The organism is Roseburia sp. AF25-13LB (genome assembly GCF_003478915.1).
GTDB classification, from domain to species: domain Bacteria; phylum Bacillota; class Clostridia; order Lachnospirales; family Lachnospiraceae; genus Roseburia_C; species Roseburia_C amylophila.
The window spans coordinates 221,593-244,457 of sequence record NZ_QUFO01000004.1; the positions used below are offsets into that span (position 1 = coordinate 221,593).

Annotated in this window: 19 protein-coding genes; 5 read left to right on the forward strand and 14 right to left on the reverse strand. The window is 41.8% G+C overall.

Features of this window, described 5'->3' with window-relative positions:
* Positions 1 to 23 precede the first annotated feature (23 nt).
* Together DWY37_RS08010 and DWY37_RS08015 are read left to right on the forward strand one after the other, a co-directional pair.
* Positions 24 to 854: a substrate-binding periplasmic protein gene (locus DWY37_RS08010; protein ID WP_118544470.1), complete on the forward strand. Its 831-nt coding sequence runs from the start codon at positions 24 to 26 to the stop codon at positions 852 to 854.
* Complete coding sequence (locus DWY37_RS08015; protein ID WP_118540818.1) at positions 841 to 3,033, forward strand: ATP-binding protein; 2,193 nt, start codon at positions 841 to 843, stop codon at positions 3,031 to 3,033. The genes DWY37_RS08010 and DWY37_RS08015 overlap by 14 nt, the downstream gene beginning before the upstream one ends.
* Positions 3,034 to 3,129: 96 nt before the next feature.
* On the opposite strand, the gene DWY37_RS08020 is transcribed toward DWY37_RS08015, so the two are convergent.
* The 8 genes from DWY37_RS08020 to DWY37_RS08055 form a co-directional block, all read right to left on the reverse strand.
* On the reverse strand, positions 3,130 to 5,151 hold the full coding sequence (locus DWY37_RS08020) for an FtsX-like permease family protein (protein ID WP_118540816.1): 2,022 nt from the start codon (positions 5,149 to 5,151) through the stop codon (positions 3,130 to 3,132).
* Positions 5,144 to 5,911, reverse strand: coding sequence for an ABC transporter ATP-binding protein (locus tag DWY37_RS08025; RefSeq protein ID WP_118057036.1), 768 nt, complete (start codon positions 5,909 to 5,911; stop codon positions 5,144 to 5,146). Before DWY37_RS08025 ends, DWY37_RS08020 begins: the two co-directional genes overlap by 8 nt.
* 256 nt (positions 5,912 to 6,167) lie before the next feature.
* On the reverse strand, positions 6,168 to 6,773 hold the full coding sequence (locus DWY37_RS08030) for a helix-turn-helix domain-containing protein (RefSeq protein ID WP_118540814.1): 606 nt from the start codon (positions 6,771 to 6,773) through the stop codon (positions 6,168 to 6,170).
* 158 nt (positions 6,774 to 6,931) lie between these two features.
* Positions 6,932 to 7,915, reverse strand: a complete 984-nt coding sequence (locus DWY37_RS08035) for a sensor histidine kinase (protein ID WP_118540812.1) — start codon at positions 7,913 to 7,915, stop codon at positions 6,932 to 6,934.
* On the reverse strand, positions 7,912 to 8,583 hold the full coding sequence (locus DWY37_RS08040; protein WP_118540810.1) for a response regulator transcription factor: 672 nt from the start codon (positions 8,581 to 8,583) through the stop codon (positions 7,912 to 7,914). The genes DWY37_RS08035 and DWY37_RS08040 overlap by 4 nt, the downstream gene beginning before the upstream one ends.
* 58 nt (positions 8,584 to 8,641) lie before the next feature.
* Positions 8,642 to 10,639 (reverse strand): LTA synthase family protein, encoded by a 1,998-nt coding sequence (locus DWY37_RS08045; protein WP_118544469.1) that lies wholly within the window; start codon positions 10,637 to 10,639, stop codon positions 8,642 to 8,644.
* A gap of 106 nt (positions 10,640 to 10,745) precedes the next feature.
* On the reverse strand, positions 10,746 to 11,510 hold the full coding sequence (locus DWY37_RS08050) for a TraX family protein (RefSeq protein ID WP_117947177.1): 765 nt from the start codon (positions 11,508 to 11,510) through the stop codon (positions 10,746 to 10,748).
* A 20-nt stretch (positions 11,511 to 11,530) separates the two neighbouring features.
* Positions 11,531 to 12,553: a lysylphosphatidylglycerol synthase transmembrane domain-containing protein gene (locus DWY37_RS08055; protein ID WP_330408254.1), complete on the reverse strand. Its 1,023-nt coding sequence runs from the start codon at positions 12,551 to 12,553 to the stop codon at positions 11,531 to 11,533.
* Positions 12,554 to 13,248: 695 nt separating this feature from the next.
* Between DWY37_RS08055 and DWY37_RS08060 the strand changes: the two genes are divergently transcribed.
* Positions 13,249 to 14,214, forward strand: coding sequence for a zinc dependent phospholipase C family protein (locus tag DWY37_RS08060; protein WP_117697804.1), 966 nt, complete (start codon positions 13,249 to 13,251; stop codon positions 14,212 to 14,214).
* Here the strand turns inward: DWY37_RS08060 and DWY37_RS08065 are convergent.
* The 5 genes from DWY37_RS08065 to DWY37_RS08085 all read right to left on the reverse strand — a co-directional run bounded on the left by DWY37_RS08065 (position 14,178) and on the right by DWY37_RS08085 (position 18,442).
* On the reverse strand, positions 14,178 to 15,128 hold the full coding sequence (locus DWY37_RS08065; protein WP_117697806.1) for a D-2-hydroxyacid dehydrogenase: 951 nt from the start codon (positions 15,126 to 15,128) through the stop codon (positions 14,178 to 14,180). The two genes, DWY37_RS08060 and DWY37_RS08065, sit on opposite strands and share 37 nt — an antisense overlap.
* Positions 15,125 to 16,582, reverse strand: a complete 1,458-nt coding sequence (locus tag DWY37_RS08070; protein WP_117697808.1) for an MFS transporter — start codon at positions 16,580 to 16,582, stop codon at positions 15,125 to 15,127. Before DWY37_RS08070 ends, DWY37_RS08065 begins: the two co-directional genes overlap by 4 nt.
* A gap of 12 nt (positions 16,583 to 16,594) precedes the next feature.
* Complete coding sequence (locus tag DWY37_RS08075) at positions 16,595 to 17,446, reverse strand: patatin-like phospholipase family protein (protein ID WP_117947180.1); 852 nt, start codon at positions 17,444 to 17,446, stop codon at positions 16,595 to 16,597.
* A gap of 30 nt (positions 17,447 to 17,476) precedes the next feature.
* Entirely contained in the window at positions 17,477 to 17,902 is a 426-nt protein-coding gene (locus tag DWY37_RS08080; RefSeq protein WP_022243497.1) for an NfeD family protein, read from the reverse strand.
* 99 nt (positions 17,903 to 18,001) lie between these two features.
* Positions 18,002 to 18,442, reverse strand: coding sequence for a MarR family winged helix-turn-helix transcriptional regulator (locus DWY37_RS08085; protein ID WP_118540804.1), 441 nt, complete (start codon positions 18,440 to 18,442; stop codon positions 18,002 to 18,004).
* Between the two features lie 128 nt (positions 18,443 to 18,570).
* On the opposite strand from DWY37_RS08085, the gene DWY37_RS08090 reads away from it, so the two are divergent.
* Together DWY37_RS08090 and DWY37_RS08095 are read left to right on the forward strand one after the other, a co-directional pair.
* Positions 18,571 to 20,322 carry an ABC transporter ATP-binding protein gene (locus DWY37_RS08090; protein WP_118540802.1) on the forward strand — a complete coding sequence of 584 codons (1,752 nt, stop codon included), beginning with the start codon at positions 18,571 to 18,573 and terminating at the stop codon, positions 20,320 to 20,322.
* Positions 20,322 to 22,196, forward strand: a complete 1,875-nt coding sequence (locus tag DWY37_RS08095; RefSeq protein WP_118540800.1) for an ABC transporter ATP-binding protein — start codon at positions 20,322 to 20,324, stop codon at positions 22,194 to 22,196. Before DWY37_RS08090 ends, DWY37_RS08095 begins: the two co-directional genes overlap by 1 nt.
* A gap of 219 nt (positions 22,197 to 22,415) precedes the next feature.
* Here the strand turns inward: DWY37_RS08095 and DWY37_RS08100 are convergent, their stop codons facing one another.
* Positions 22,416 to 22,742 (reverse strand): putative quinol monooxygenase, encoded by a 327-nt coding sequence (locus tag DWY37_RS08100; protein WP_117697819.1) that lies wholly within the window; start codon positions 22,740 to 22,742, stop codon positions 22,416 to 22,418.
* Between the last annotated feature and the right edge of the window lie 123 nt (positions 22,743 to 22,865).

Consider the following 22,865-nt stretch of genomic DNA (forward strand, 5'->3'; position numbering starts at 1 on the left):
TTTTTCAGGGGTGACTCTATTATATGAATGGTTCGAAAAAACTACAACAGCTATTGGCTGTTCTCTGTATTTTTACATTTTTATTATGTAGCTGCAGAAAAGCGGAAAATACTCTTTCCACAAAACAGGAAAATTCGCTGCCAACTATTGTAATCGGCAGCGACAATTATCCGCCTTTTAATTATAGCGGAACAGACGGCAGACCAACCGGCATTGATGTGGAACTTGCCACGGAAGCCTTCCACAGAATGGGCTATCAGGCTGAATTTGTCACCATCGACTGGGAAAATAAAAAAGCTCTTCTGCAGGATGGCAGTATCGACTGTGCATGGGGCTGCTTTAGCATGGACGGACGAATGGATGAATACAAATGGGCGGGACCTTATATGATCAGCCAGCAGGTGGTTGCAGTCAGTCCGGACAGCAATATTTACACCCTGCAGGATCTTGCCGGTAAAAACATCGCCGTTCAGGCTACCACGAAACCGGAAGATATTTTTCTCAACCAGACCGACCCCGACATTCCAAAAATTAACGGGCTTTTCGCCATGCAGAATCGTGAGCTGATTTACCCAATGTTAAGCAAAGGTTATGTGGATGCGGTTGCTGCCCATGAAACTTCTATTTTACAATATATGTCTGATTATCATGTGGAATACCGCATTCTGGATAAACCGCTTCTTACTGTCGGACTGGGTGTGGCTTTCTCTCTTGATGATACCAGCGGGCTTAACGAAAAACTGTCTGATACTTTAGAGGAAATGCAAAAAGATGGAACCTCTGAGAAAATCATCGGAAAATACTTAGCACATCCAAGTACTTATCTGGAGGTAGAAAATTATGAAGTCAAATAAGAACAAACCCTTTAGACTGCGTTTTTTCTGGCCTTTTTCAATATTTCTTGGCATCCTGTTCTTCCTTCTGGTATTTTTTACTTCCGCAAACGATGATATCGAATCCACAGAAGAACACCTTGCAGATACGGTTAATTATTTGAAGAAACAATGCTCCACCTACAGCAATTTAAATTTAGCCTCCGAAACCAAGAGCCTGATGCGTATTATTGAATGCTGTCAGCAGGCTGCCCACAATATTTCTACGGATAACTGTCTGCATGGCACAACATCCATGGAAAAAGCTTCCATGGAAGAATTTACAAAAGAGTTTTATATTACCGGCATTATTTTTCTGGATGAAACCGGAACTGTAACCTCTGAATATTGTACTGATTCCATTGGCAGTGCCGGCCTAACCGATACGCTGGAAAAAGAAGTTCTTCTGGATGTTGCCATACATCCGGAAAAAACATACTCTTCCAGAATCAACTGTGAAGATGGCTCTTATATCGACCTGGCAGCGGTAGGACGTACCGATACCTCTGGTATTATTGTAACTTATTACCATACACCACTTGATTATATTGAAAGTTACAGTATCTCTTTTCAGAATTTGCTGTCCGGCTACAGTATCAGCCGTAACAGCACCATTGTCATTACCAGTGGTGATAAAGTGATTGCCTCAAATGAAGAAAAACTCGAAGGAACAGATATTAATGATATTGAAGTACTACAGAATATAAACAAAAAAGCGGTAAGTGGACAGATGGTTCATGTTCATAATACAGTCTCCTCACCAAAGCATGTCTTTGGTATGTTAGATCAGGGACAGAATTATTATATCTACGTCTATCTGCCTGAGCATGCAGTTTTTGAAACGACTCCGCGAAAAGTATTTTATTATATGTTTGGTTATATCTGCCTTCTTCTGATTTTCCAGATGCTGCGCTGGAGGACTGACCAGAGCTACCAGAAAGCCCAGTTGAAGAAGGATAAACTCTATCAGGAATCACTAAAGGAGGCTGCCAAAAAAGCAGAAAGTGCCAACCTTGCCAAGACTGAATTTTTGCAGCGGATGAGTCACGATATCCGGACGCCGATTAACGGAATCCGTGGTATGGTGGAAATTGCCGGACATTATAAAGATAACCCTGTCAAGCAGCAGGAATGTCTCGGGAAAATCCGAGAGGCTTCTGGTCTGCTCTTAGAACTTGTAAATGAAGTTCTTGATATGGGGAAACTGGAATCCGGCGAAATTGTCTTAGAATCCCGCCCATTCCATGTTCTACACCTGGTCAATGATATCACCACCATCATAGAAAAGCAGGCTGCGGAACGTGGCATCGAAATTATTTCCGGAGTTCCTTCTGTCCAGCATCCCTGTCTCATCGGAAGTCCTATTCATATCAAGCGGCTTCTTATGAATATTGTAAGCAATGCAGTAAAATATAATAAGGAAAATGGAAAAGTCATTCTAAGTTGTCATGAAGTACGTTTCACGGAAGATACTGCCTGGATTGAATTTACCTGCTCTGATACCGGAATCGGCATGAGCAAAGAATTTCAGGAGCATTTATTTGAACCTTTTACTCAGGAAAACCATAATGCCCGTTCTACTTACAACGGTACCGGACTTGGCATGGCAATTGTAAAGAATCTTTTGGATAAAATGGGCGGAACCATTGATTTTTCCAGCGAAAAGGATATTGGCACCACTTACCGGATTACGATTCCTTTTTGTATCGACCATAATGCCGCTTCCACTTCTGAAGCGGAAACTTCCGATGAAGAAATCTCTCTTTCCGGCTATCATATTCTTCTGGCAGAAGATAATTCTCTTAATCTTGAGATTGCGGAATTTATTCTGACGGATGCTGGTGCAACGGTTACTGAAGCCCACAATGGAAAGGAAGCCCTGACCTTATTTGAAGCCTCCTCTCCGCAGGAATACGATCTGATTCTGATGGATGTCATGATGCCAGTTATGGATGGCTACCAGGCTACGAAAGCCATCCGTTCCCTGGACCGTGCAGATGCCGCAACCATTCCGATTCTTGCCATGACTGCCAATGCTTTTGCAGAAGACCGGCAGAAGACTTTTTCTGCCGGAATGAATGAACATCTCACCAAACCGCTGGATACAGAACTTCTTTTAAAAACAATTGCTAAATACACACCTCGGAAGAAGCTCCTATGACGCCATAGTGCAGCGGGAACTTTCTCTTCTTTGCCAGACAACCGTAAGGAACTGCCGGCAGCAGGTTCTTACGGTTATTTGATATTATTAGAGTCTCTACCCAATCTGATGCCCAACAATTCGATAATAGGTTCTTGAGGTCATCTTGTATACCAGCAGATAAATAACTGTAAATACAGCAATCGTACCAAGGAGACAGTACGCAAACAGTCTTCCATTATTCAGATTCATCACTGCCAGTATCATCCGGATCATTGGAAACGCTGCCAGCACATGTAGCGCAGCGGTAACAATCGGTAGTAAAAATACCATCCGGATCTGTGCACTGATTGTTTTCTTTACCTCTTCATTGCTCATTCCTACTTTTTCCATAATGGCAAAGCGCTCTTTATCCTCATATCCTTCCGAAATCTGCTTATAAAAAATAATAAGTACGGTAATCATCAAAAACAGGATTCCAAGGAAAATGCCAAGGAACAGAAAGCCACCATACATCTGCCGGAAGGAATCTTCATTTTCTGCCCTGTTTTCTATCATAATATAATATTTACCGTCATGCCCTTCCTCCATTCCGGATGCACCAATTGCCGCAGATACTGCATTTCCACAGGCAATTTTTTCTTCCTTGTTTCCATCGATGTCGATATACAGAGAATAATAATAGCTGCTGGCATTTTTCCCATAAATTTCTTTCTGTGCTTCATACAACGGTGCCATATCTTCTACGCTGTTTACTACCATATAATAGACCTGATTATCCATCCAATGTCCATTTTCAGAAGAAAAATGCTGTTTCTGTAAAATAGGATAAGTATAATCTCCAACCGTAATCGTATCTTTATCATAGCCATCACTGGTTACCAACACCACTTCGTGATCCGAAAGCTCCGGAACCCTTACATTATAAGCTTCCTCATAATCTTCCCTTGTAATCATGCGGAGCATAATAATATCAGAACTATAATCGCCCTCATCATCATGTTTTCGAATTACAAGATTTCCATCTTCTGATATGCAGGAAAATGTCAGCGTCATCATGCCCTGTTCTTCTTTTATACTGCGGTTCTCCTGCTGGATGGTGCGGTTCACTAACTCCCGCAACGTATCACCTTCTGTAATCGGATTTTCACTGATAATGGATACTCCGATATCTCCCTGATAACGGGTTGCCAGTTCATCATCCAGTCCGGCATACATACTTACCGTTGAAGAAATTACCACCAGTACCATCGTGGATAAAATACAGATGCTTGCCAGTCCTGCTGCATTCTGTTTCATCCGGTAAATAAGACCAGAGACTGCCACAAAATGTTTCTTTTTATAATAATAACTTTTTCTCTTTCTTAAGAACTTAAGCACTGCAATGCTGCCTGCCATAAATATAAAATAGGTTCCGATAATTACAAGTATTACCGCTACAAAGAACAGAAGCACTGCAGTTACCGGATTATCTACTGTAATTGCCATATAGTAGCCTGCTGCAAGTGTTACAATTCCAACTATTGCCATCAGCTTTTTCGTCTTCGGCTCCCGCTCGCCCTGGCTGCTTCCATGCAGCAGTTCCACCGGTTTGGCAAGCTGTATCTGAAACAGATTATATATAAAGGTCAGCATAAAAATACCGGCAAACAAAAGGATGGTACTTACAACGCCACTTTCTGATACATAAAAAACAATTTCTGCATGGTATCCAATCATGGCGTACAATAACATACACATCAGTTTACTAAAAGCAATTCCTGCAACAAGTCCGCCACCGATAGCAACCACTGCCGAAAAAAACGTCTCCAGAAAAATTACTTTTGCCAGATGCCTTTTCTCCATTCCAAGAATGTTATAAATACCAAGCTCCTTTTTTCTCCGCTTCATAATAAAGCTGTTGGTGTAAAACAGAAATATCACAGAGAAAAATCCAATGATAACTGCACCCAGTCCCAGCACAAACTTTACATCCACGGCACCAAATGGCAGTTCGTCCAGTCCCGGATTGTAATTCAGATACAACATGGTATAAAAGAATGCCACCGTCAGCATCCCGGTCAACAGATACGGCAGGTAAAACTGTCTGTTGTGCTTTATATTATTTACTGCCAGTTTTCCATATAACCCCCTATTCATGTTTCTCACCACCTGTCGTAAGCATTGTCAGTGTATCTGAAATCTTTGCATACAATTCCTCACTGGTTAAATTACCACGGTAAATCTGGTGGAATACTTCCCCATCTTTAATAAACAATACTCTTCTTGCATGGCTTGCAGCCTTAGTGCTATGTGTTACCATAAGAATTGTCTGCCCCCGCTCATTAATCTTATTAAATAATGTCAATAAATCTTCCGTTGCTTTAGAGTCCAGTGCTCCGGTAGGCTCATCTGCCAGTACCAGCTCCGGCTTGATTATCAAGGCTCTTGCTACCGCCGCACGCTGTTTCTGTCCGCCAGATACTTCATAAGGATATTTTCCAAGAATATCAAGAATTCCAAGCTGCGCCGCAATCGGTGTTATGCGCCGCTCCATCTCTTTATAATCCACACCGGATAACACCAGCGGAAGAACGATATTATCTTTTAATGAAAAATTATCCAAAAGATTAAAGTCCTGAAATACAAATCCAAGATTTTCTCTCCGGAATGCGGAAATCTCTTTTTCCCGGATATCCACAATGTTCTTGCCATTTAATATGACCTGTCCACCGGTCGGCTTATCCAGTGCTGCCAGAATGTTTAAAAGCGTGGTCTTTCCGGAACCGGATTCTCCCATGATTGCTACATATTCCCCTTCTTCCACAGAAAAGTTAAGACTTTTTAATGCCTCTACCTGATTTCCACCCAGGCGGGTTGTATAAACTTTTTTCAGATTATTTACTTCTAAGATTGCCATTGTTTTCTCCTCACTTTATTGCTCTGTCATCTTTTCCATTATCATAGCAAAAAAGGAAAATGTCAGCCATGGATTCTGCTTACATTTTCCCTTTATCTCTTACATTTTTGTAAGATTGAAATTATATTTTCTAGCTTTTTTATTGTACCATAATTATATTCCACATTTTTCAGGTGATAAATTTGCTAATATTTACATTTTTCAGGACATAATTTTGTATATCACTTATCTCTACTTCACATGCTGTGCATCCATCTTATTTTGTCAACACTTTTCTGCAATACTTACGTGCACCACATCGTGGACAGGTCAGTTTTCTTTTTCGGATAGTATGTGGTCCCATAATATAATCCTTCATCTCTGGCACAAATCTGCCATGACATTCCGGACATTCATACGCTCCTGCATCACGGTCAAGAACGCAGGCAATCGCAATACCCATTATAATTACTGCCGTACCTAACACAATTAAAAGAATCCTCAACCAGTTTTCCATTACAAGAGCTCCTGACACCACAAATAATGGTGTTGCTGCAACAATTACTAACATTGCCACCATTGCTGATAAAATTATTTTTTTCTTACTTTCCTGTGCTTCTTTTACTAAATTCACCATATTTTCTTCCGCCTTTCTACGATAATCTTCTTCAGAAACTCTTTCTCCGGATAAAAGCTCATTTACAGTAATATCCAGTTCCCCACACAAAGGTAATAGCAACGACACCTCCGGAAAACCATTTCCACATTCCCACTTAGAAATCGTTTTATCACTAATTCCTAATTTCTCAGATAACTGCTTCTGGGTATAACCCTTTCTTTTTCTTTCTTCTGCAATAAATTTTCCAATTATTATCTGATCCATCTGCTTTCCTCCTTTCTGCTTTGATTATCTGGTAATTTCATTTTTAAGTACACCCACGGGACGTAGAAAATGGTGAATTTATGCGGATTCCACGCTCCGTAGATACTGTTTTAAGAAAACTTTAACTTACTTTTGAAAAAAAATGGAAGCTTCCCCTCCTACCGTATTTCAAGATGTACCTTCGTTCCCACTCCAATCTCCGACTCAATCGTAATTTCATGGGACAGCTTGCGCATAATTTTCCGGCAGAGATACAGTCCGATTCCTGTGGAGCGCTTATCTGCATGACCGTTATAACCGGTATAGCCTTTTTCAAAAATCCTTGGCAAATCCTCCGGTGCGATACCGATTCCGGTATCTTCGATAACCAGCTCTTTTGTCTCTTGCTCCGATTCTTCCTCTAAATAAACAGAAATGGTTCCACCGGCAGTATATTTGATGGCATTGGATAAAATCTGTTCTATCACAAATTCCAGCCATTTTTCATCGGTCAGTACCTGTGTGTCAATGGAACTTAATTCCATTTTAATTTTCTTTCGCACAAACAGTCTGGCATACTTGTGGATTGCCTCCCGCACTACTTTATCCAACGAAACTTCACCAATTACAAAATCCGTACTTTTCGCAGACAGTCTGGAAAACTGCAATGCCATTTCCACATACTGCTCAATGGAGAAAAGCTCTTCCCACATTTCCTGGCTCCGCTCATCCTCTTCCTCTGCCAGCAGCAGGCGCAGTGCCGCAATCGGCGTCTTAATCTGGTGCACCCACATGGTAAAATATTCTGCCTGCTCCACCTGCCCGTTTTCCAGCTCATTAATCTGCTGCTGCAGTGTGATATATAACGAACGAAGCATTTTCTGGTAATCCGTTTCCATCTGTCCCCGCGGCAATGACAGCTTATCCATTGTCACAGCAATTTCAGAAGTCTGCTTTTCTAACTTCTTATGATGCAGATAACGCCTTGTAAAGTCTATGATTACTACCAGCAAAAACAGGAAGAAACACAAAAACGCCGCATATCCCCATTGTGCCAGCGGCACCTGCTCAAATCCGATTACAAAGCACAGGATTCCAAAGCAGGCAAGCACTAACAACAGCCATTTCAGATTTTCCTTCAGATAATTTTTGACAAATCTCATTTCAGCCGATACCCGATTCCCTTCTTCGTAAGAATAAAATCCTCTAGACCTGCATCTGAAAGCTTCTTCCTAAGGCGGTTTACATTTACGGAAAGTGTATTCTCATCCACAAAGCAGTCACTTTCCCAGAGCTTTGTCATCAGCGTATCTCTTGAGACTACCTTTTCCTTATTTTCCATCAGTGTCTTTAGAATCCGCAGTTCATTCCTGGTAAGTTCCACTTTCTTATCCTGATAGGTAAGGACTGCTTCCGCCACCTGAAGCATCACTCCGTGATAGGTCAGCATTTCTCCGGTCTCCGTAAAATCATAGGTGCGCCGCAGCATCGCCTGTACCTTTACCGTTAGGACACTTAAGTCAAAAGGCTTTGCAATAAAATCATCCGCTCCCATATTCACAGCCATGACAATATTCATATTGTCCGCAGCTGAAGAGAGAAAAATAATCGGCACCTTGGAAATTTTGCGGATTTCACCGCACCAGTAATAGCCATTGTAGAAAGGCAGACCGATGTCCATCAGCACAAGCTGCGGTGCAAACTCCGCAAATTCTTTTGTAACTGCTGAAAAATCTTTTGTGCACTGCACTTCATATTCCCAGTTTTCTAAATGTTTTTTAATACTTCTGGCTATAATTACATCATCTTCCACAAGATAAATCCGGTACATCTTCCCCCTGCCTTTCCGCTTTTCCCATACCCTTCACTTTCTCTATGTTTTTCACTCTTTAATCCGGTGTTTCATAATACGGAAAAAGATTTTTATCCTTGTCTTTTTCAAACATGTTGTTGTATTGCAGGATATTATACTGATTCAGAAGGTCTGCATCTTCCCCCTGTGCCTCAGAATAATGAAAGAATTCACCCTGGCTCTTCGAATAAAATGCTCTGGAATTCATTGCCGGTATCTCTTCCTGTAAGTCTGCTAAGAACTGGTTATATGCCGGCAGTTCAATACCCGCCTGCTGCAGTGTCATTGTAGATAAGTAATTCAGGCTGGTCAGTTCCACATCTTTACTTTCACTGTCATAATTCGTCCATACAAAAAATGGTACTGTAAATAATTCCTGCAGTTCATCCAAGGTAAGACCGGATAATCCCTTGCCATTCATGGACTGATAGAAATTATTATTCAGACTCGGCTGATGGTCTCCGAAAAATACGATTTCGACCTTGTCATCCACATTTTCAAAATAAGTAATCAGATTTTCCAGTGCCTTGTCACTCTCATGAATCAGGCTTAAATACTGGTTCACATCACTGAAATAATGATTCTTAAGATTTATCGTATTCCGGAAATTGTCATAATAATCGGTATAGCCACCGTGATTCTGCATGGTAACACCTAAGATAAATAATTTCTCATCGGAAGTCTTTTCCTCATACTGGTCAATAATTTTATTGTATAATTCCTGGTCCGTAATATATTCCCGCATGATATTGGTCTGGTCGAAATCATCGATAAAGAGACTCTCATCGAAGCCCAGCAACGGATAAACCTTGCTTCTGCTCCAGCCGGACGCATAGTAAGGATGCATGGAAATGCAGGAATATCCCCGCTCCTTTAAGGTGCTCACCAGGGAATACGGTTTCTTTGACATATACTGCTGATAAGGCACGGAGCCGCTTGGCAGGAATGCCATGGAATTTCCCGTCAGAAATTCCCACTCGGAATCCGGTGTCTTTGCACCAAAGACAGAAGACAGTGCATATCCCTTAATGACATTGGTGTCCATGGAATCGAAAAATGGTGTTACCTCTTCCGTTGTCTCAAATCCATAATGGGAAATCACACTCAAATCCGCAAAGGACTCATTCATAATAACAATAATGGTCGGGTCATCTTCCGAGCCTTTATTCTCCGGTTCCGGATATTCTTTGGAAATCTCTTCCACCACATCTTTTGAGTATCCATCCGGCTCCGCCACAAAGGAATCCCGGATGCTGAGTACAAAATTTAAGATATAGCCGTTGCGGTAAGTTCCTTTCTGTTCCCAGGATTCCATTACCGTATCTTCTGTGGCAATTCCCACATAGATTCCCATTACCAGTGCTGCCGCAAAGGCACTGATCCGGAGCATCCATTTCTTTTTAAATTCAAAATTCAGCTTTCTTATAAAGGCAACATATATCATGCTAAGAAGTATGACATAGACCGCCCGGTCTTCCAATACAAATTTATAATTTGCTGCCACGGAAAGTCCGGTGGATGCTGCTTTCAAATCTCCGAAAGAAAATTCATTTCCACGGAACTGATAGACAAAGTAATTGATTCCTGCAAGGCTTAAAAGGAAAATATGTCCTATCATGCAGGCAATCTTCGGCTTTGCTGTAATCACTAACAGGGCAAGATAAAAGACCATGCAGCAGAGCACATTCCATCTGGTGTGATTCACACTGATTTTCTCCCGCAGCTCTGCATCCAGCAAAAGATACTGCACCATATGCTCTGTCATGATAGCACTTAGGAAAATTTCAAGTGCAGCCCAGATAGGATTGGCTTTCTCCGGCAATGTAATCCTAAGATTTTTGATGCCAAAATAAATCAGCCCTGCGGCAGCTGCCACCAGAACATTTACCCCACCATAGAGACAAAAGCCCAACATCACTGCAAAAGCAATGAGTCCGGCTCTTATATTTGTTTTCTTATAATCCAGTTCGATAAGTCTAGCTGAATGTTTTTTATTCTGTTCTATTTTATTTCTTTCTGCTTTATTCTCATTCATTTCTTACAATCCTGCCGTCTTCTTCTGTGACAGAACTTCTGTCCATCCGCTACTATAACGCAGGTCTTTTTTGTTTGCAAGCCTCTTCACAAAATCTTAAAGAAATCTATGCGACTGCAATCGGTCCCATTCCCATTGCCCAGCAGATGATATACAAAATCAGAAGGTGCGCCGGATAGAAAATGTAGAAAAAGTATTTCAAAGAAAGTCCACGTTTTCCATTATAAAACGCAATCGGAATGAATGCCAGCGGTGCAGTAAGCTCCCAGGAAAATCCGATACATCCTGCAAGCAGCTGGTAGGATTTTTTCTTACGGAATACATAGAGTAATACGATGCAGGCAACGCCAATTCCGGCATAGTCGGTATTTAAAAATTCTGCCGCAAGGATTCCTGCTGCAAGAATTCCCGCATCAAAAATAACTTTCTTAAACTTCGCAAACCGTTCCTGATTCTCCACTGCCTGAAATCCCCACATAACCATCAGTCCGATAAACAGTGTAAAAAATACATTCTGATAACCGAATTCCAATATTTTTCCATTGAATAATAAGTCAAATGGAATTTCAGATACCAGGCAGAAGGAAAGCAGACGAAGTGCATATTTCTTCACATCATGTGTATGTTCAAAACCTTCGATTAAAAGAAAACAAAAAATCGGAAATGCCAGTCTTCCGACAAAACGCATCATCTGATATGTAATCACCAGGGTACTGTTGGCATCAATCCATGCATTCAGATCTGCCGCCTCATTCATACCACGGACTACCAGCAATCTGCCAAGAACTCCGGCTCCGATATGGTCAATTAACATCGTTATAATCGCAATGATTTTCAGTGTGCTGCCACTGATTCCTTTTCTTTCTTTCATCTTAATTCCTTCTCTTTCCCTTACTGCTGTGCCTTATCTGCCTTGCGTTTTGCAATCCGTCGGTCAATACGCTTATGCAGTAATACCACCACACCACCGATAACAAATGGAAGTACGAATGTTGCAAAACGGTATAACAGTGCCGCAGAACCGGCTTCTCCGGTTCCTACCAATACTGTAAACAATGCGGTAAATACAAACTCTGAGGAACCGATTCCTGCCGGAGACGGAATGACTGCTGCCAGCATAAAAGCAAGGGAAGTAACTGCCCAGGACTGTAACAGTGTCAATCCATATTCCCGATATAAAATCACGAATGGTATGCCATAGCAGAATGCAAATTTCAACAGATTCTTAGCTACAATGGATGCGATTAGTTTTCCCTTGGTCAGAAGCATGCCTGCTGCATCCTCTAAGATGCCACACTGTTCCCGTAACATGGCTGCCTGCGCATCGAATTTTCCTTTGCGGTTCAGCTTGTCCACCAGGAAAAGTAAAATTCCATGGAACTTCTTTGAACAGCAGAATAAAAGTAATGCAGTTGCTATCACTGCCGTCAACACATATCCTGCAATCAGAAGATTAAAATATTCGGAATAATGTTCCTTCATAAATCCGAAATTTAACAGGAAGAAAATAATGGAAAAGATTGCAATCGTTACTTTATGAATCGCATACTCTACCATATACATTCCGGTTCCCTGAAAAACCGGAATTCCTTTTTCATTGAAATAATATACCGCTGCCACACCGGCACCACTGCCTAAGGTTGCCACACGGTAAAATGAGCAATAAAAGGCGCTCTCTACACCCATCCGGTATGTAAACTGTGGATTATACTGCTTTGCGAAGGAATAATTAATCCATCCTTCTACCACATTATACATAACACCGGCACCGCAGATGGTAATGACCACCCAAGGTGCAGTTGTAGAAAGCTCCTTTAAAATTGGTCCGGCTGAATCCCGGAACGTATAAATGATAATTGCTACGATGGCAATTACAAAAACCAGTTTCAGTATTTGCTTTGTCCGCTTATTAATAAAACCTCACTCCCAGTTCTCTTTTTCCTCTGCTGCCTGTCTATTTTACCACGTATCTCCATGGATTATTCGTCACACACAGGATTATATCAAATATCCATTTTTTGTCAAACTTCTGTATTATATTTCCTGGCAAAAAGTGCTATACTTTAATTATCTATATATAAGCGATTGCAACGAAAGAAATTCTAAATGGTGAGTTTTTGATATTCAAAAGATATCTTTTTCTTTGATATGAAATGCCTGCAGTTCTTAGTGCATGTTTTTCTTGATTGTAAACTGTCTTTCCGCCTGCTTTGACGGAAGTACCGCACGGTCCGCCGGATGCGGATGCGACATAAAGCCTGCAAGGGGCACTGGGAATTTCGATTTACATTTCATTCGTTCTGGCAACCGGCGCAAATTCACATCCATGTTCAGATGCGCCTCGCTGGCACGTCCTGTGCCAGCGTTGCCGGATGCCAGACGAAATTCCGGGTGCCCCTAACAGCCCTTATCATGCATCCGCATTTCGGCGAACCGTGCAGTACTTTTGTCAAACATTGGAAAGACGGTTTTTATCACAGGAAGAAAAACATGCACTTTAGAACTGCGGTATTTTATAGCCGAAAAAGATACTTTTAAATAGCAAAAAACTCACCCTTTAAAATTTGCTGCAATCACTTAAAATATAATTAGTTGAAAGGATTGTTGTTATGCCAGGATTTACCACCCACTATTTATTTGGACTGAATTCTTTTCGTGAATTAGAGGAACCAGATCTTGTTTCCTGCATCCGTAAATTTCCGCATGCATTCTGTATGGGCTTACAGGGACCGGATATTTTCTTTTATTACCTGCCGTCCTACCTCCGCTCTTCCGGAAATATCGGGCAGTTGGCACACCACAAAAATACCGGTATTTTTCTTACCCAGCTTTTAAAAAGTAAGGACATGTTCTTGGAAGAGACGGAACAGCAGATTGCCATTTCCTATATCTGCGGCTTTCTTGGACATTATGTCTTAGATACTACCTGTCATCCATATATCTTTGCCAAGTCACACTATGGCACTTATGATAAGGGTTATTTTGGTCATCATGTATATCTGGAAACAGATATTGATGCAGAGCTTCTTGCTTATTATAAAAACTGTGCACCATCTGAATTCAACCAGAGTGCCACCCTGCACATCAGCCGGAAGGAACGGCACATTATTGCTTCTTTATTATTAAAGGCTTACAGCTCCACATATAAAGAGTACCGCTTTACTTACCGCTCCATGCAGGCTGCCTTAGAAGCTGTGCAGCTTAATACTGCATGGATTCGTGACCCGCAGGGCAAGAAAAAAGTCCTTGCCCGTAAAATCGAGGCAAAGACTTTAGGTTATGCATGTATTTCTCCGTTGATTCCAAGTGACTACTTTACTTTTACGGTAGACCCGCTGAATCTTCGTCATTTCCGTTGGCGAAATCCATGGAACAAAGAAGATGTCTCCCATGAGTCCTTCTTTGACCTTCTGGATACTGCGGGAACCCGGTATCAGTCCATCTTAAATAAAACTGCAAGACTGTTTACGCTTCCAATCGGAACGCCGGTTTACCGGGAACAGTTAGATGCACTTTCCTTAGAGCTAGGAAACAACTCTTATGATTCCGGACTTCCATTAGAGAAAAATTCCTGAATCTGACCACAGATAATCTCCATGAGGCGGGTGCGGGCTTCCACACTCGCCCATGCAATATGCGGCGTAATCAGTAATTTCTCACTGTCTTTGATTCTGCTCAGCGGATTTTCCGGACTCATCGGTTCTACCCGGAGGACATCCAGTCCTGCTGCCGCAATCTCACCCTGTTCCAAGGCTTCTGCCAAATCCTCTTCTACCACAATCGGTCCTCTTCCAAGGTTTAAGAAAATAGCCGTTTTCTTCATCTGATGAAAAGCTTTTTTATTCATCAAATCCAACGTTTTTTCATCCAACGGTGCATGAACGGATACAATATCCGATTCCTTTAACAGTTCTTCGAAGCTGACACGCTCATAGCCCGGCTGGCTGTTTCGCCCGGAAGTGGAATAGTAAATGACACGACAGCCAAAGGCTTTTGCAATATCTGCAACTCTTCTTCCGATATTTCCAAGTCCGATAATGCCCCAGGTCATTTTTGCCAGCTCTCCGAAATGTTTATCAAAGTGGGTAAACATTTTATCTCCGATATATTTTTCTTCTTTTACATAGCGGTCATAATAAGGCAGCTTTTCCAGTAAATAAAAGAGCATGGCAAAGGTATGCTGTGCCACCGATTCCGTGGAATATCCTGCTACGTTGCGCCATGCAATACCACGTTTTTCAAGGTATGCCTTATCGAGATTATTCGTTCCGGTTGCCGTCACACACACAAGCTTTAAGTGGCTTGCATTTCCAATGGTCTTTTCGTTAACTTCTACTTTATTTAGTACCAGCACATCTGCATCCACGCTTCGTACTGCCGCTTCCTCTGCTGTCGAGAAATCATATTTTATAACTTCTCCCAATGCATCATATGCGGATAAATCAATATCCTCTCCAATTGATTTTGCATCTAAAAAAACGATTTTCATTCTATCTCTTCCTCCTGCAATGCTGCCGCAATTTCATTCATTTTCTTCTTGTCCAGCCGGTAAAATTTCAACGCAATCAAAGAACTTACCCAGCCGATAATCGGTGTTCCGCAAAATAGGAATATGGTTGTATAACGCAATACCGGTGTCAAGGCATCACCAATCTGCGGAAATGTTTTATTATATCCAATAAGTAACATTACCAGTCCTACAAATGCCGTTCCCAGTGCCGCAAAAATTTTATCTACAAAGGAAAACAGTGCTCCCATCAGTCCCGGTACAAATTTACCGCTGCGGTACTGCTCATAATCGGAGCAGTCTGCAATCATCGGCACCACCATATTATTTGTAATGGACTTACAGCCATTTAATAATACAAAGAATAACATAAACCAGAAGGAAATGGCATTAAAATGTTTGAGATTAAAAGTAACCGTATTGATATTGTCCTGCATCAACACCACAATCAATAGTAACTGGAAGAAAATGCCAAGTCCCGTAAATAATACCAGTGCCTTCTTCTGTCCCATCCTCTGTGCTGCCCGGATGCCAACGGTCACTACCAAAAGCGTCGGCAATGCTGCCACCACACCAATCCATCCGGCAATTCCATAATTTTCCATCATGATGCCATAAAGCATAACGCCTACTGTTGTATGGCTGTATACCGTTGCCGCAAACCGGTTGGTGCAGGCTGCCATAATCAGCATACGGATTGGCTTGTTCTGTTTTAAAATCAAGAAAAAATCCCACACCTTAATCTTCTGTGTCTGCTGATGTTCATAGCGTCCCGGCTGGTCTTTCTTCCAGATTCCGATTACCGCCAAAAGTGTTGCCAGTGCCGACAATACCACAACCCAGAATACATACTCCACATACAGCTCTTCGTTGGTAAATCCACCGTATTTCGGCACCAGATAATTGGCTACAAACAAGGCACTGCCGCCGTATGCCGCCATGATGAAAATGGAATCGAAATAAGTGGACAGCGGGCGTTTCTTCGGATTATTGGTAATAATCGTCTGCCCCGATTTGGCAACCACAGTCTGAAAGGTATATCCGATAATAAAAATTGCATAGATAATAATAAAATACGGAATCCGTACCCACTTTGAAATCAGATGTGTTGTCGCAAACAGGAGAACAGCACTGACTGCCATCAGTATATTTCCAGCCACCATAAAAGGACGGAATTTTCCAAACCGTCCTTTACTCTTATCCAACAGAAAACCAACCACAGGGTCAGTTACACCATCAAAAATATTCATTGCTGTTACCAGTGAAGAAATCAACACAACAGAAAAGCCAGCCATGGAATTGGCATAGTATGAGATATAGCCCATCAAAGCCAGATACAGATTTGCTGCTGTATTATTCATGGAAAAAAATGCAATCTGCCAGATTTTTGCATCATTATAATGAATTGTCTTTTCCTGCTCTATCTGTTCACTCATCATTCCTGCTTCTTACTTCTTCAAATAATTCTTTAATGCTACCATCTGTTCTTTTCCCTCAAGATAACCTTCTTCGTATAATTCTTCTAACCGCTTCGGGTCACTTTCGGTTCTGCCTACCCCATGGGTCGTATCCGGTGCAATTACAAAAACGCGTCCTTCTTTTTCCAACCGGAATAATTTTTGCATGGACTCATTATATTTTGCTGGACGCTCCTTCAAATCCTTTACGATATTTGGATAACGCCGATATAATGCAGAAGAAATCTTCGTTCCTCCATCCGTATGCTTCTCATAGCCACGCTCTCTTGTCAGTACGACAATTACCTTATCGCAGCCCTGCTCTAATGCCCTCTCAAATGGAACGGAATCTGCCACGCCGCCATCCAGATAATAGCGTCTGCCCACCTGCACCGGCTTGAAAAATACCGGAAGTGCACAGCTTGCTTCGATAACTGACATGCTGGAGCTGTCTCTTGGCACTTCAAGATACTCTGCTTTACCGGAATGAATGTTGGTCACTGCTGCTTCCACCTGTCCCGGAAATGCTGCAAATGCATCATAATCAAAGGGCAGTAATTTATTTGGCACTTCATCAAAGACGTAATCCAGATTATAAAAGGTCTTGCGGTTCTTATCAAATAAGAACTTAAATCCCTGATAATTACCATCTGACATATATTTTCTTGCAAGCTCTAAGTTTCTGCCGTGCTGCTTTGACAAATAGGATAAGCCAAAGGCTATTCCTGCCGATACGCCGATAAAATAATCAGGCATTATATTTTCTTCAAGAAATGCGTCTGCCACTCCACAGGAAAAAATTGTCCTGCTGGCTCCGCCTTCAAATACCATTCCAAGTTTCATATGCAATCGCCTGCCTTATCTTTTCTTACTCTACTGTGGTTTTACAATCAGTTTGACACCACTTATTGCCACAACTTCTGCAGTAGTATCTGCTTCTATGGTAACTGCATCGTCATTGCTTCTTGCCGTCCATTCCTGTCCGTTTAATACAGCTGTTCCTGTCTCTTCGATATTGTCAATCTTCATTGTTACACGTACGGTCTTTCCGATGGCATCCTCGTAATTCGTCCGGGTCTTATGCGGGTTTAAATATTTTACTGCCCATGGTCTTGTAAAGAATAACAATACAAAAGATACCACAAGGAATAAAATTACCTGCAGCCAGACTGGACCTCCTACTGCTGCCACAATCAGGGCTGCCATGCTTCCGCCTGCAAACCAGATGGTTGTCAGTCCTACCGTAATAATCTCTATAATCAGTAATATTACAAAAAGTGCTAACCAGAAAATAATCATCTCCTGCTCCTCCCTTTTCTTCGTTTGCATCTATTATAGCAAAAAGTCATATATATAGGAAGTAGAACCTTCTCTTTTCCTTATGTCTTTTCCTAAGCTTTACAGATTCTTCTCAAGATTATAGCGTACACGTTTCAAAAGAGAATATAGTTCATCTGCTTCTTCTTTTGTCATTCCATCCACCAGGAGCTTCTCCATTTCAGAAAAGAAGTTCATCATTTTCAAATGCTGCTGTTCCCCCTTTTTCGTCAGAAGAATCTGCTTTAATCGTGCATCTTCTTTTAGTTCTTTTCTGGTAATCAGTTCCTTTTTCTCCATGGACTGTAACATTTTGCTTGCCGTTGCCCTGGAAATTAAGAATTCCTGCTCAATGTCCTTCTGGCAGATGACCTTATCTTTATTACAATATAAAAAGCCCAGTGTCCGCCCCTGCATCGGTGCCACACCATCTCTCTGAGCCGCACCATACCGGTCACAGTACATCCCTATCATATTGTGTATGACCCGGATATCGTTTCCAAGTTTTCTCTCTTTGCACATTTCATAATCCTTCTTTTCTTTCCCAAAAAATTCATTGACATATAAAAAATATTGTTATATAACAATATCTGTTAGTATGCTAACATTTATGTTATAGCATACAATTTAGAAAAAAGGAAGTGAAATTTATGTTAAAGACTTTAGCTGCCCAGATTAAAGAATTTAAACGTGATTCCATCTTAACTCCTATCTTTATGATTCTTGAGGTTCTGATGGAAACTTTAATTCCTTTTCTGATGGCTTCCATCATTGATAATGGTGTCAACAAGGGTGACATCCATCACATCTATGTAGTCGGTGCCGGGATGGTCGTTGCTGCATGCTTCTCCCTGTTTGCCGGAATTATGGGTGGAAAATATGGTGCCCGGGCATCCACCGGATTTGCCCGTAACTTAAGGAAATCCATGTTTGAAAATATTCAGACCTTTTCCTTTGCTAACATTGATAAATACAGCACTGCAGGTCTTGTTACCCGTATGACTACCGACGTTACCAACCTGCAGAATGCTTACCAGATGATCCTCCGCATGTGTACGAGAGCACCGGCCAGTCTGATTTGTGCCATGGCAATGTCCTTCTTTATCAGTCCGAAGCTTGCCAGCGTTTATCTGATTGCCGTTATCCTCTTAGGTGGTGTGCTTGCTATCATCATCCGGTTTGCTACCAGATATTTTAATGAAGCTTTTCCAAAATATGATGACTTAAACGCAAGAGTCCAGGAAAATGTTTCCGCTATCCGTGTCGTAAAAGCTTATGTCCGTGAAGACCATGAAGCTTCTACTTTTAAGAAAGCCAGCGGAAATATTTACAAGCTCCTGGTAAAGGCTGAAAATGTTGTTGTTTTCAACGCTCCTGCCATGCAGTTTACGGTATATACCTGTATCCTTTTAATCAGCTGGCTTGGTGCAAAGATGATTGTAAACAGCAGCCTCACTACCGGTGAGCTGATGAGTCTCTTAACCTACTGTATGAATATTCTGATGAGCCTGATGATGCTCTCCATGGTATTTGTCATGATTACCATGAGTGTTGCCAGTGCCCGCCGGGTTTCTGAAGTATTAAACGAAAAGAGTAACTTAAATAACCCAAAGCATCCGGTTATGGAAGTAAAAGACGGAAGTATTACCTTCGACCATGTTACCTTCAGCTATAAAGAAGATGCGGCTGAGCCGGTTCTTTCCGATATCAATCTGTCTATTCATTCCGGTGAAACCATCGGTATCTTAGGCGGAACCGGAAGTTCCAAGTCCAGTCTGGTGAACTTAATCAGCCGTCTGTATGATGTAACTGAAGGCTCTGTCTCCGTTGGCGGCATTGATGTAAGAAAGTATGACCTTGATACCCTGCGTAACCAGGTTGCCGTTGTACTGCAGAAAAACGTGCTTTTCTCCGGTACAATTCTTGATAACCTGCGCTGGGGCGATAAAAATGCTACGGAAGAAGAATGTATCCGTGCCTGCAAATTAGCATGTGCCGATGATTTTATCAACACTTTTCCGGATAAATACAATACATACATCGAACAGGGGGGAACCAACGTATCCGGTGGTCAGAAGCAGCGTCTTTGTATTGCCCGTGCCCTCTTAAAGAAACCGAAAATTCTGATTCTGGATGACAGCACCAGTGCCGTAGATACCGCAACCGATGCAAAAATCCGCAAAGCCTTTGCCGAAGAGATTCCGGGTACAACCAAGCTGATTATTGCCCAGCGAATCTCCAGTGTCCAGAGTGCTGACCGCATTATTGTCTTAGATGAAGGTAAGATTAACGGCTTTGGAACCCACGAAGAATTATTAGCAAATAATGCCATCTACCGTGATGTCTATGAATCCCAGACCGGCGGCGGTGGTGACTTTGATGAGAATGGAGGTGCTCAGTAATGGCTGAAAAAAGGAAAGTAAAGAATCCGGGCAAATTATTCTGCCGTCTGATGGCTTACATTTTCCGGAAATACGGAATTGCCTGCTTCCTGGTACTTGTCTTTATTGTACTAAGTGTTCTTGCCAACACCCAGGGAACCATGTTTATGAAAACCCTGATTGACAGCTATATTATCCCGATTCTGAATTCACCGGATAAGGACTTTGCACCGCTGGCTGCTGCCATCCTTCGTGTTGCATGCTTTTACGGTGTGGGAGTTTTAAGTACCTTTGCTTATTCTAAGATTATGATTTATGTTACGCAGGGTACTTTAAATGATTTGCGAATCGATTTGTTTACCCATATGGAAACACTGCCAATTAAATACTTTGACACGCATGCCCACGGCGATATCATGTCTGTATACACCAATGACATTGATACCCTTCGTCAGATGATCAGCCAGAGTATTCCGCAGTTAATCAACAGTGTCATTACTATTGTCAGTGTACTGATTTACATGATTATCCTGAATATCCCACTGACTGTTCTTACTCTTGTAATGGTTGGTGTCATGCTCCTTGTCACGAAAAATCTTGCCGGGAAAAGTGGTAAATACTTTATCGCTCAGCAGCGTGACCTTGGTGCAACCAATGGTTTTATCGAAGAAATGATGGATGGTCAGAAGGTAATTAAAGTCTTCTGCCACGAAGAAGAAAGTATCGAAGCTTTTAACAAATTAAATGACCAGCTTTTCCGCAGTGCTGACAATGCCAACAAATTTGCCAATATCCTAATGCCGGCAAATGCCCAGATTGGTAACATCAGTTATGTACTCTGTGCCATGGTTGGTGGTGTCCTCGCCTTAAATGGCATCGGTGGATTTACACTGGGCGGACTGGCAAGTTTCTTAACCTTTAACAAGAGTTTTAATATGCCAATCAACCAGGTCAGCCAGCAGTTAAACAGTATTGTTATGGCTATGGCAGGTTCCGAGCGAATCTTCACTCTTTTGGATGAGACACCAGAAACCGATGAAGGTTATGTTACTCTTGTCAATGTAGAAAAAGACGGTGAAAAACTTGTAGAGACTTCCGATACCCGAAGCGGACGCTGGGCCTGGAAACACCAGCATCAGGCAGACGGCTCCATTGACTATGTCGAGTTAAAGGGTGATGTGGTCTTTGATGATGTAGACTTTGGATATAATGATGATAAGATTGTTTTACACAATGTGAAATTATTTGCTACTCCTGGTCAGAAAATTGCTTTTGTCGGCTCTACCGGTGCCGGTAAGACTACCATTACGAACCTGATTAACCGTTTCTATGATATTCAGGATGGTAAAATCCGTTACGACGGTATCAATGTCAACAAGATTAAGAAAGCTGACTTAAGACATTCCCTTGGTATCGTATTGCAGGATACCCACCTCTTTACCGCCAGCGTAATGGAAAATATCCGCTACGGTAAACTGGATGCTACCGATGAAGAAGTTATCGCTGCTGCAAAGCTTGCCAATGCAGATTCCTTTATCCGTCATCTTCCGGATGGTTACAATACCATGCTGACCGGTGATGGTGCCAACTTAAGCCAGGGACAGCGGCAGTTACTTGCCATCGCCCGTGCAGCTGTTGCCAATCCTCCGGTACTGATTCTTGACGAAGCAACCAGCTCCATCGATACCAGAACCGAGTGTATCGTTCAGGATGGTATGGATAAACTGATGGCAGGCAGAACAACCTTTGTCATTGCCCACCGTCTCTCCACTGTTAAGAACAGTGACTGTATCATGGTATTAGAGCAGGGCCGCATTATTGAACGGGGCAGCCACGACGAACTAATTGCCCAGAAGGGTAAATATTATCAGTTGTATACCGGACTGCACGGATAAACTTTCTACATGCAGGTTCTGTCATAGACAGTGCTTTATAGCTTCTTAGCAACGTAAAAGACACGAAGTATGTTTCAACCAACTGTTGTTTGTCTGAACATACCTCGTGTCTTCTTTCGTATTCTATGCAATGTCTGCTATGCAAATGGTTTTGCCACAAATTTTCCTTTACAATATCTGGCAAGAATATTCCGGTCATTGCCATCATAGATATACTGCTTATTTTCGAATGAATTTATCATCCTGCGTGGTTTCATCGTCCGATACGTAACGTTCTACTCTCATGTGAAGGTCGTATTTATCCCTCAATGCCGCAATGGTCTGCATCATCGGAGAAGCATGGTGCACATCCAGTGCCTGCTGGCTCTCCCAGCTGTCTATCAGAAGTACTGTTTCCTTATCCTGCAGCGGCTGAAAATATTCATATCTTAAATTGCCCTCTTCCCGGCGGATTGCATCTGCTGTTCCGCTGTTTTCCATCTCCTGAGCAAATTTTAATGCATTTCCATTTTCACCAGTATAATAAAGATTTACTGTTATGCTCATATGCGTCTCCCTCCTGATAATATCCCCATTTTATAAATGTAATATTACAGTTACATTATTTCCAGTCATAAAATTGCAGTTACAAAGTCTCTAAGAAATGAATCATCAGCTTCTTTAATCCCT

Excerpts from the sequence above, each read along its gene's own strand:
- DWY37_RS08085 (WP_118540804.1), bottom strand. The coding sequence starts at position 18,442 with ATGTGCAAAGAGAGAAAACTTGGAAACGATATCCGGGTCATACACAAT.
- DWY37_RS08010 (WP_118544470.1), top strand. The coding sequence starts at position 24 with ATGAATGGTTCGAAAAAACTACAACAGCTATTGGCTGTTCTCTGTATT.
- DWY37_RS08065 (WP_117697806.1), bottom strand. The coding sequence starts at position 15,128 with ATGAAAATCGTTTTTTTAGATGCAAAATCAATTGGAGAGGATATTGAT.
- DWY37_RS08045 (WP_118544469.1), bottom strand. The coding sequence starts at position 10,639 with ATGAATGAGAATAAAGCAGAAAGAAATAAAATAGAACAGAATAAAAAA.
- DWY37_RS08040 (WP_118540810.1), bottom strand. The coding sequence starts at position 8,583 with ATGTACCGGATTTATCTTGTGGAAGATGATGTAATTATAGCCAGAAGT.
- DWY37_RS08070 (WP_117697808.1), bottom strand. The coding sequence starts at position 16,582 with ATGAGTGAACAGATAGAGCAGGAAAAGACAATTCATTATAATGATGCA.
- DWY37_RS08025 (WP_118057036.1), bottom strand. The coding sequence starts at position 5,911 with ATGGCAATCTTAGAAGTAAATAATCTGAAAAAAGTTTATACAACCCGC.
- DWY37_RS08050 (WP_117947177.1), bottom strand. The coding sequence starts at position 11,510 with ATGAAAGAAAGAAAAGGAATCAGTGGCAGCACACTGAAAATCATTGCG.
- DWY37_RS08075 (WP_117947180.1), bottom strand. The coding sequence starts at position 17,446 with ATGAAACTTGGAATGGTATTTGAAGGCGGAGCCAGCAGGACAATTTTT.
- DWY37_RS08035 (WP_118540812.1), bottom strand. The coding sequence starts at position 7,915 with ATGAGATTTGTCAAAAATTATCTGAAGGAAAATCTGAAATGGCTGTTG.
- DWY37_RS08080 (WP_022243497.1), bottom strand. The coding sequence starts at position 17,902 with ATGATTATTTTCTGGTTAGCACTTTTTGTAATATTACTGATTATAGAG.
- DWY37_RS08020 (WP_118540816.1), bottom strand. The coding sequence starts at position 5,151 with ATGAATAGGGGGTTATATGGAAAACTGGCAGTAAATAATATAAAGCAC.
- DWY37_RS08090 (WP_118540802.1), top strand. The coding sequence starts at position 18,571 with ATGTTAAAGACTTTAGCTGCCCAGATTAAAGAATTTAAACGTGATTCC.
- DWY37_RS08095 (WP_118540800.1), top strand. The coding sequence starts at position 20,322 with ATGGCTGAAAAAAGGAAAGTAAAGAATCCGGGCAAATTATTCTGCCGT.
- DWY37_RS08100 (WP_117697819.1), bottom strand. The coding sequence starts at position 22,742 with ATGAGCATAACAGTAAATCTTTATTATACTGGTGAAAATGGAAATGCA.
- DWY37_RS08015 (WP_118540818.1), top strand. The coding sequence starts at position 841 with ATGAAGTCAAATAAGAACAAACCCTTTAGACTGCGTTTTTTCTGGCCT.
- DWY37_RS08060 (WP_117697804.1), top strand. The coding sequence starts at position 13,249 with ATGCCAGGATTTACCACCCACTATTTATTTGGACTGAATTCTTTTCGT.
- DWY37_RS08030 (WP_118540814.1), bottom strand. The coding sequence starts at position 6,773 with ATGGATCAGATAATAATTGGAAAATTTATTGCAGAAGAAAGAAAAAGA.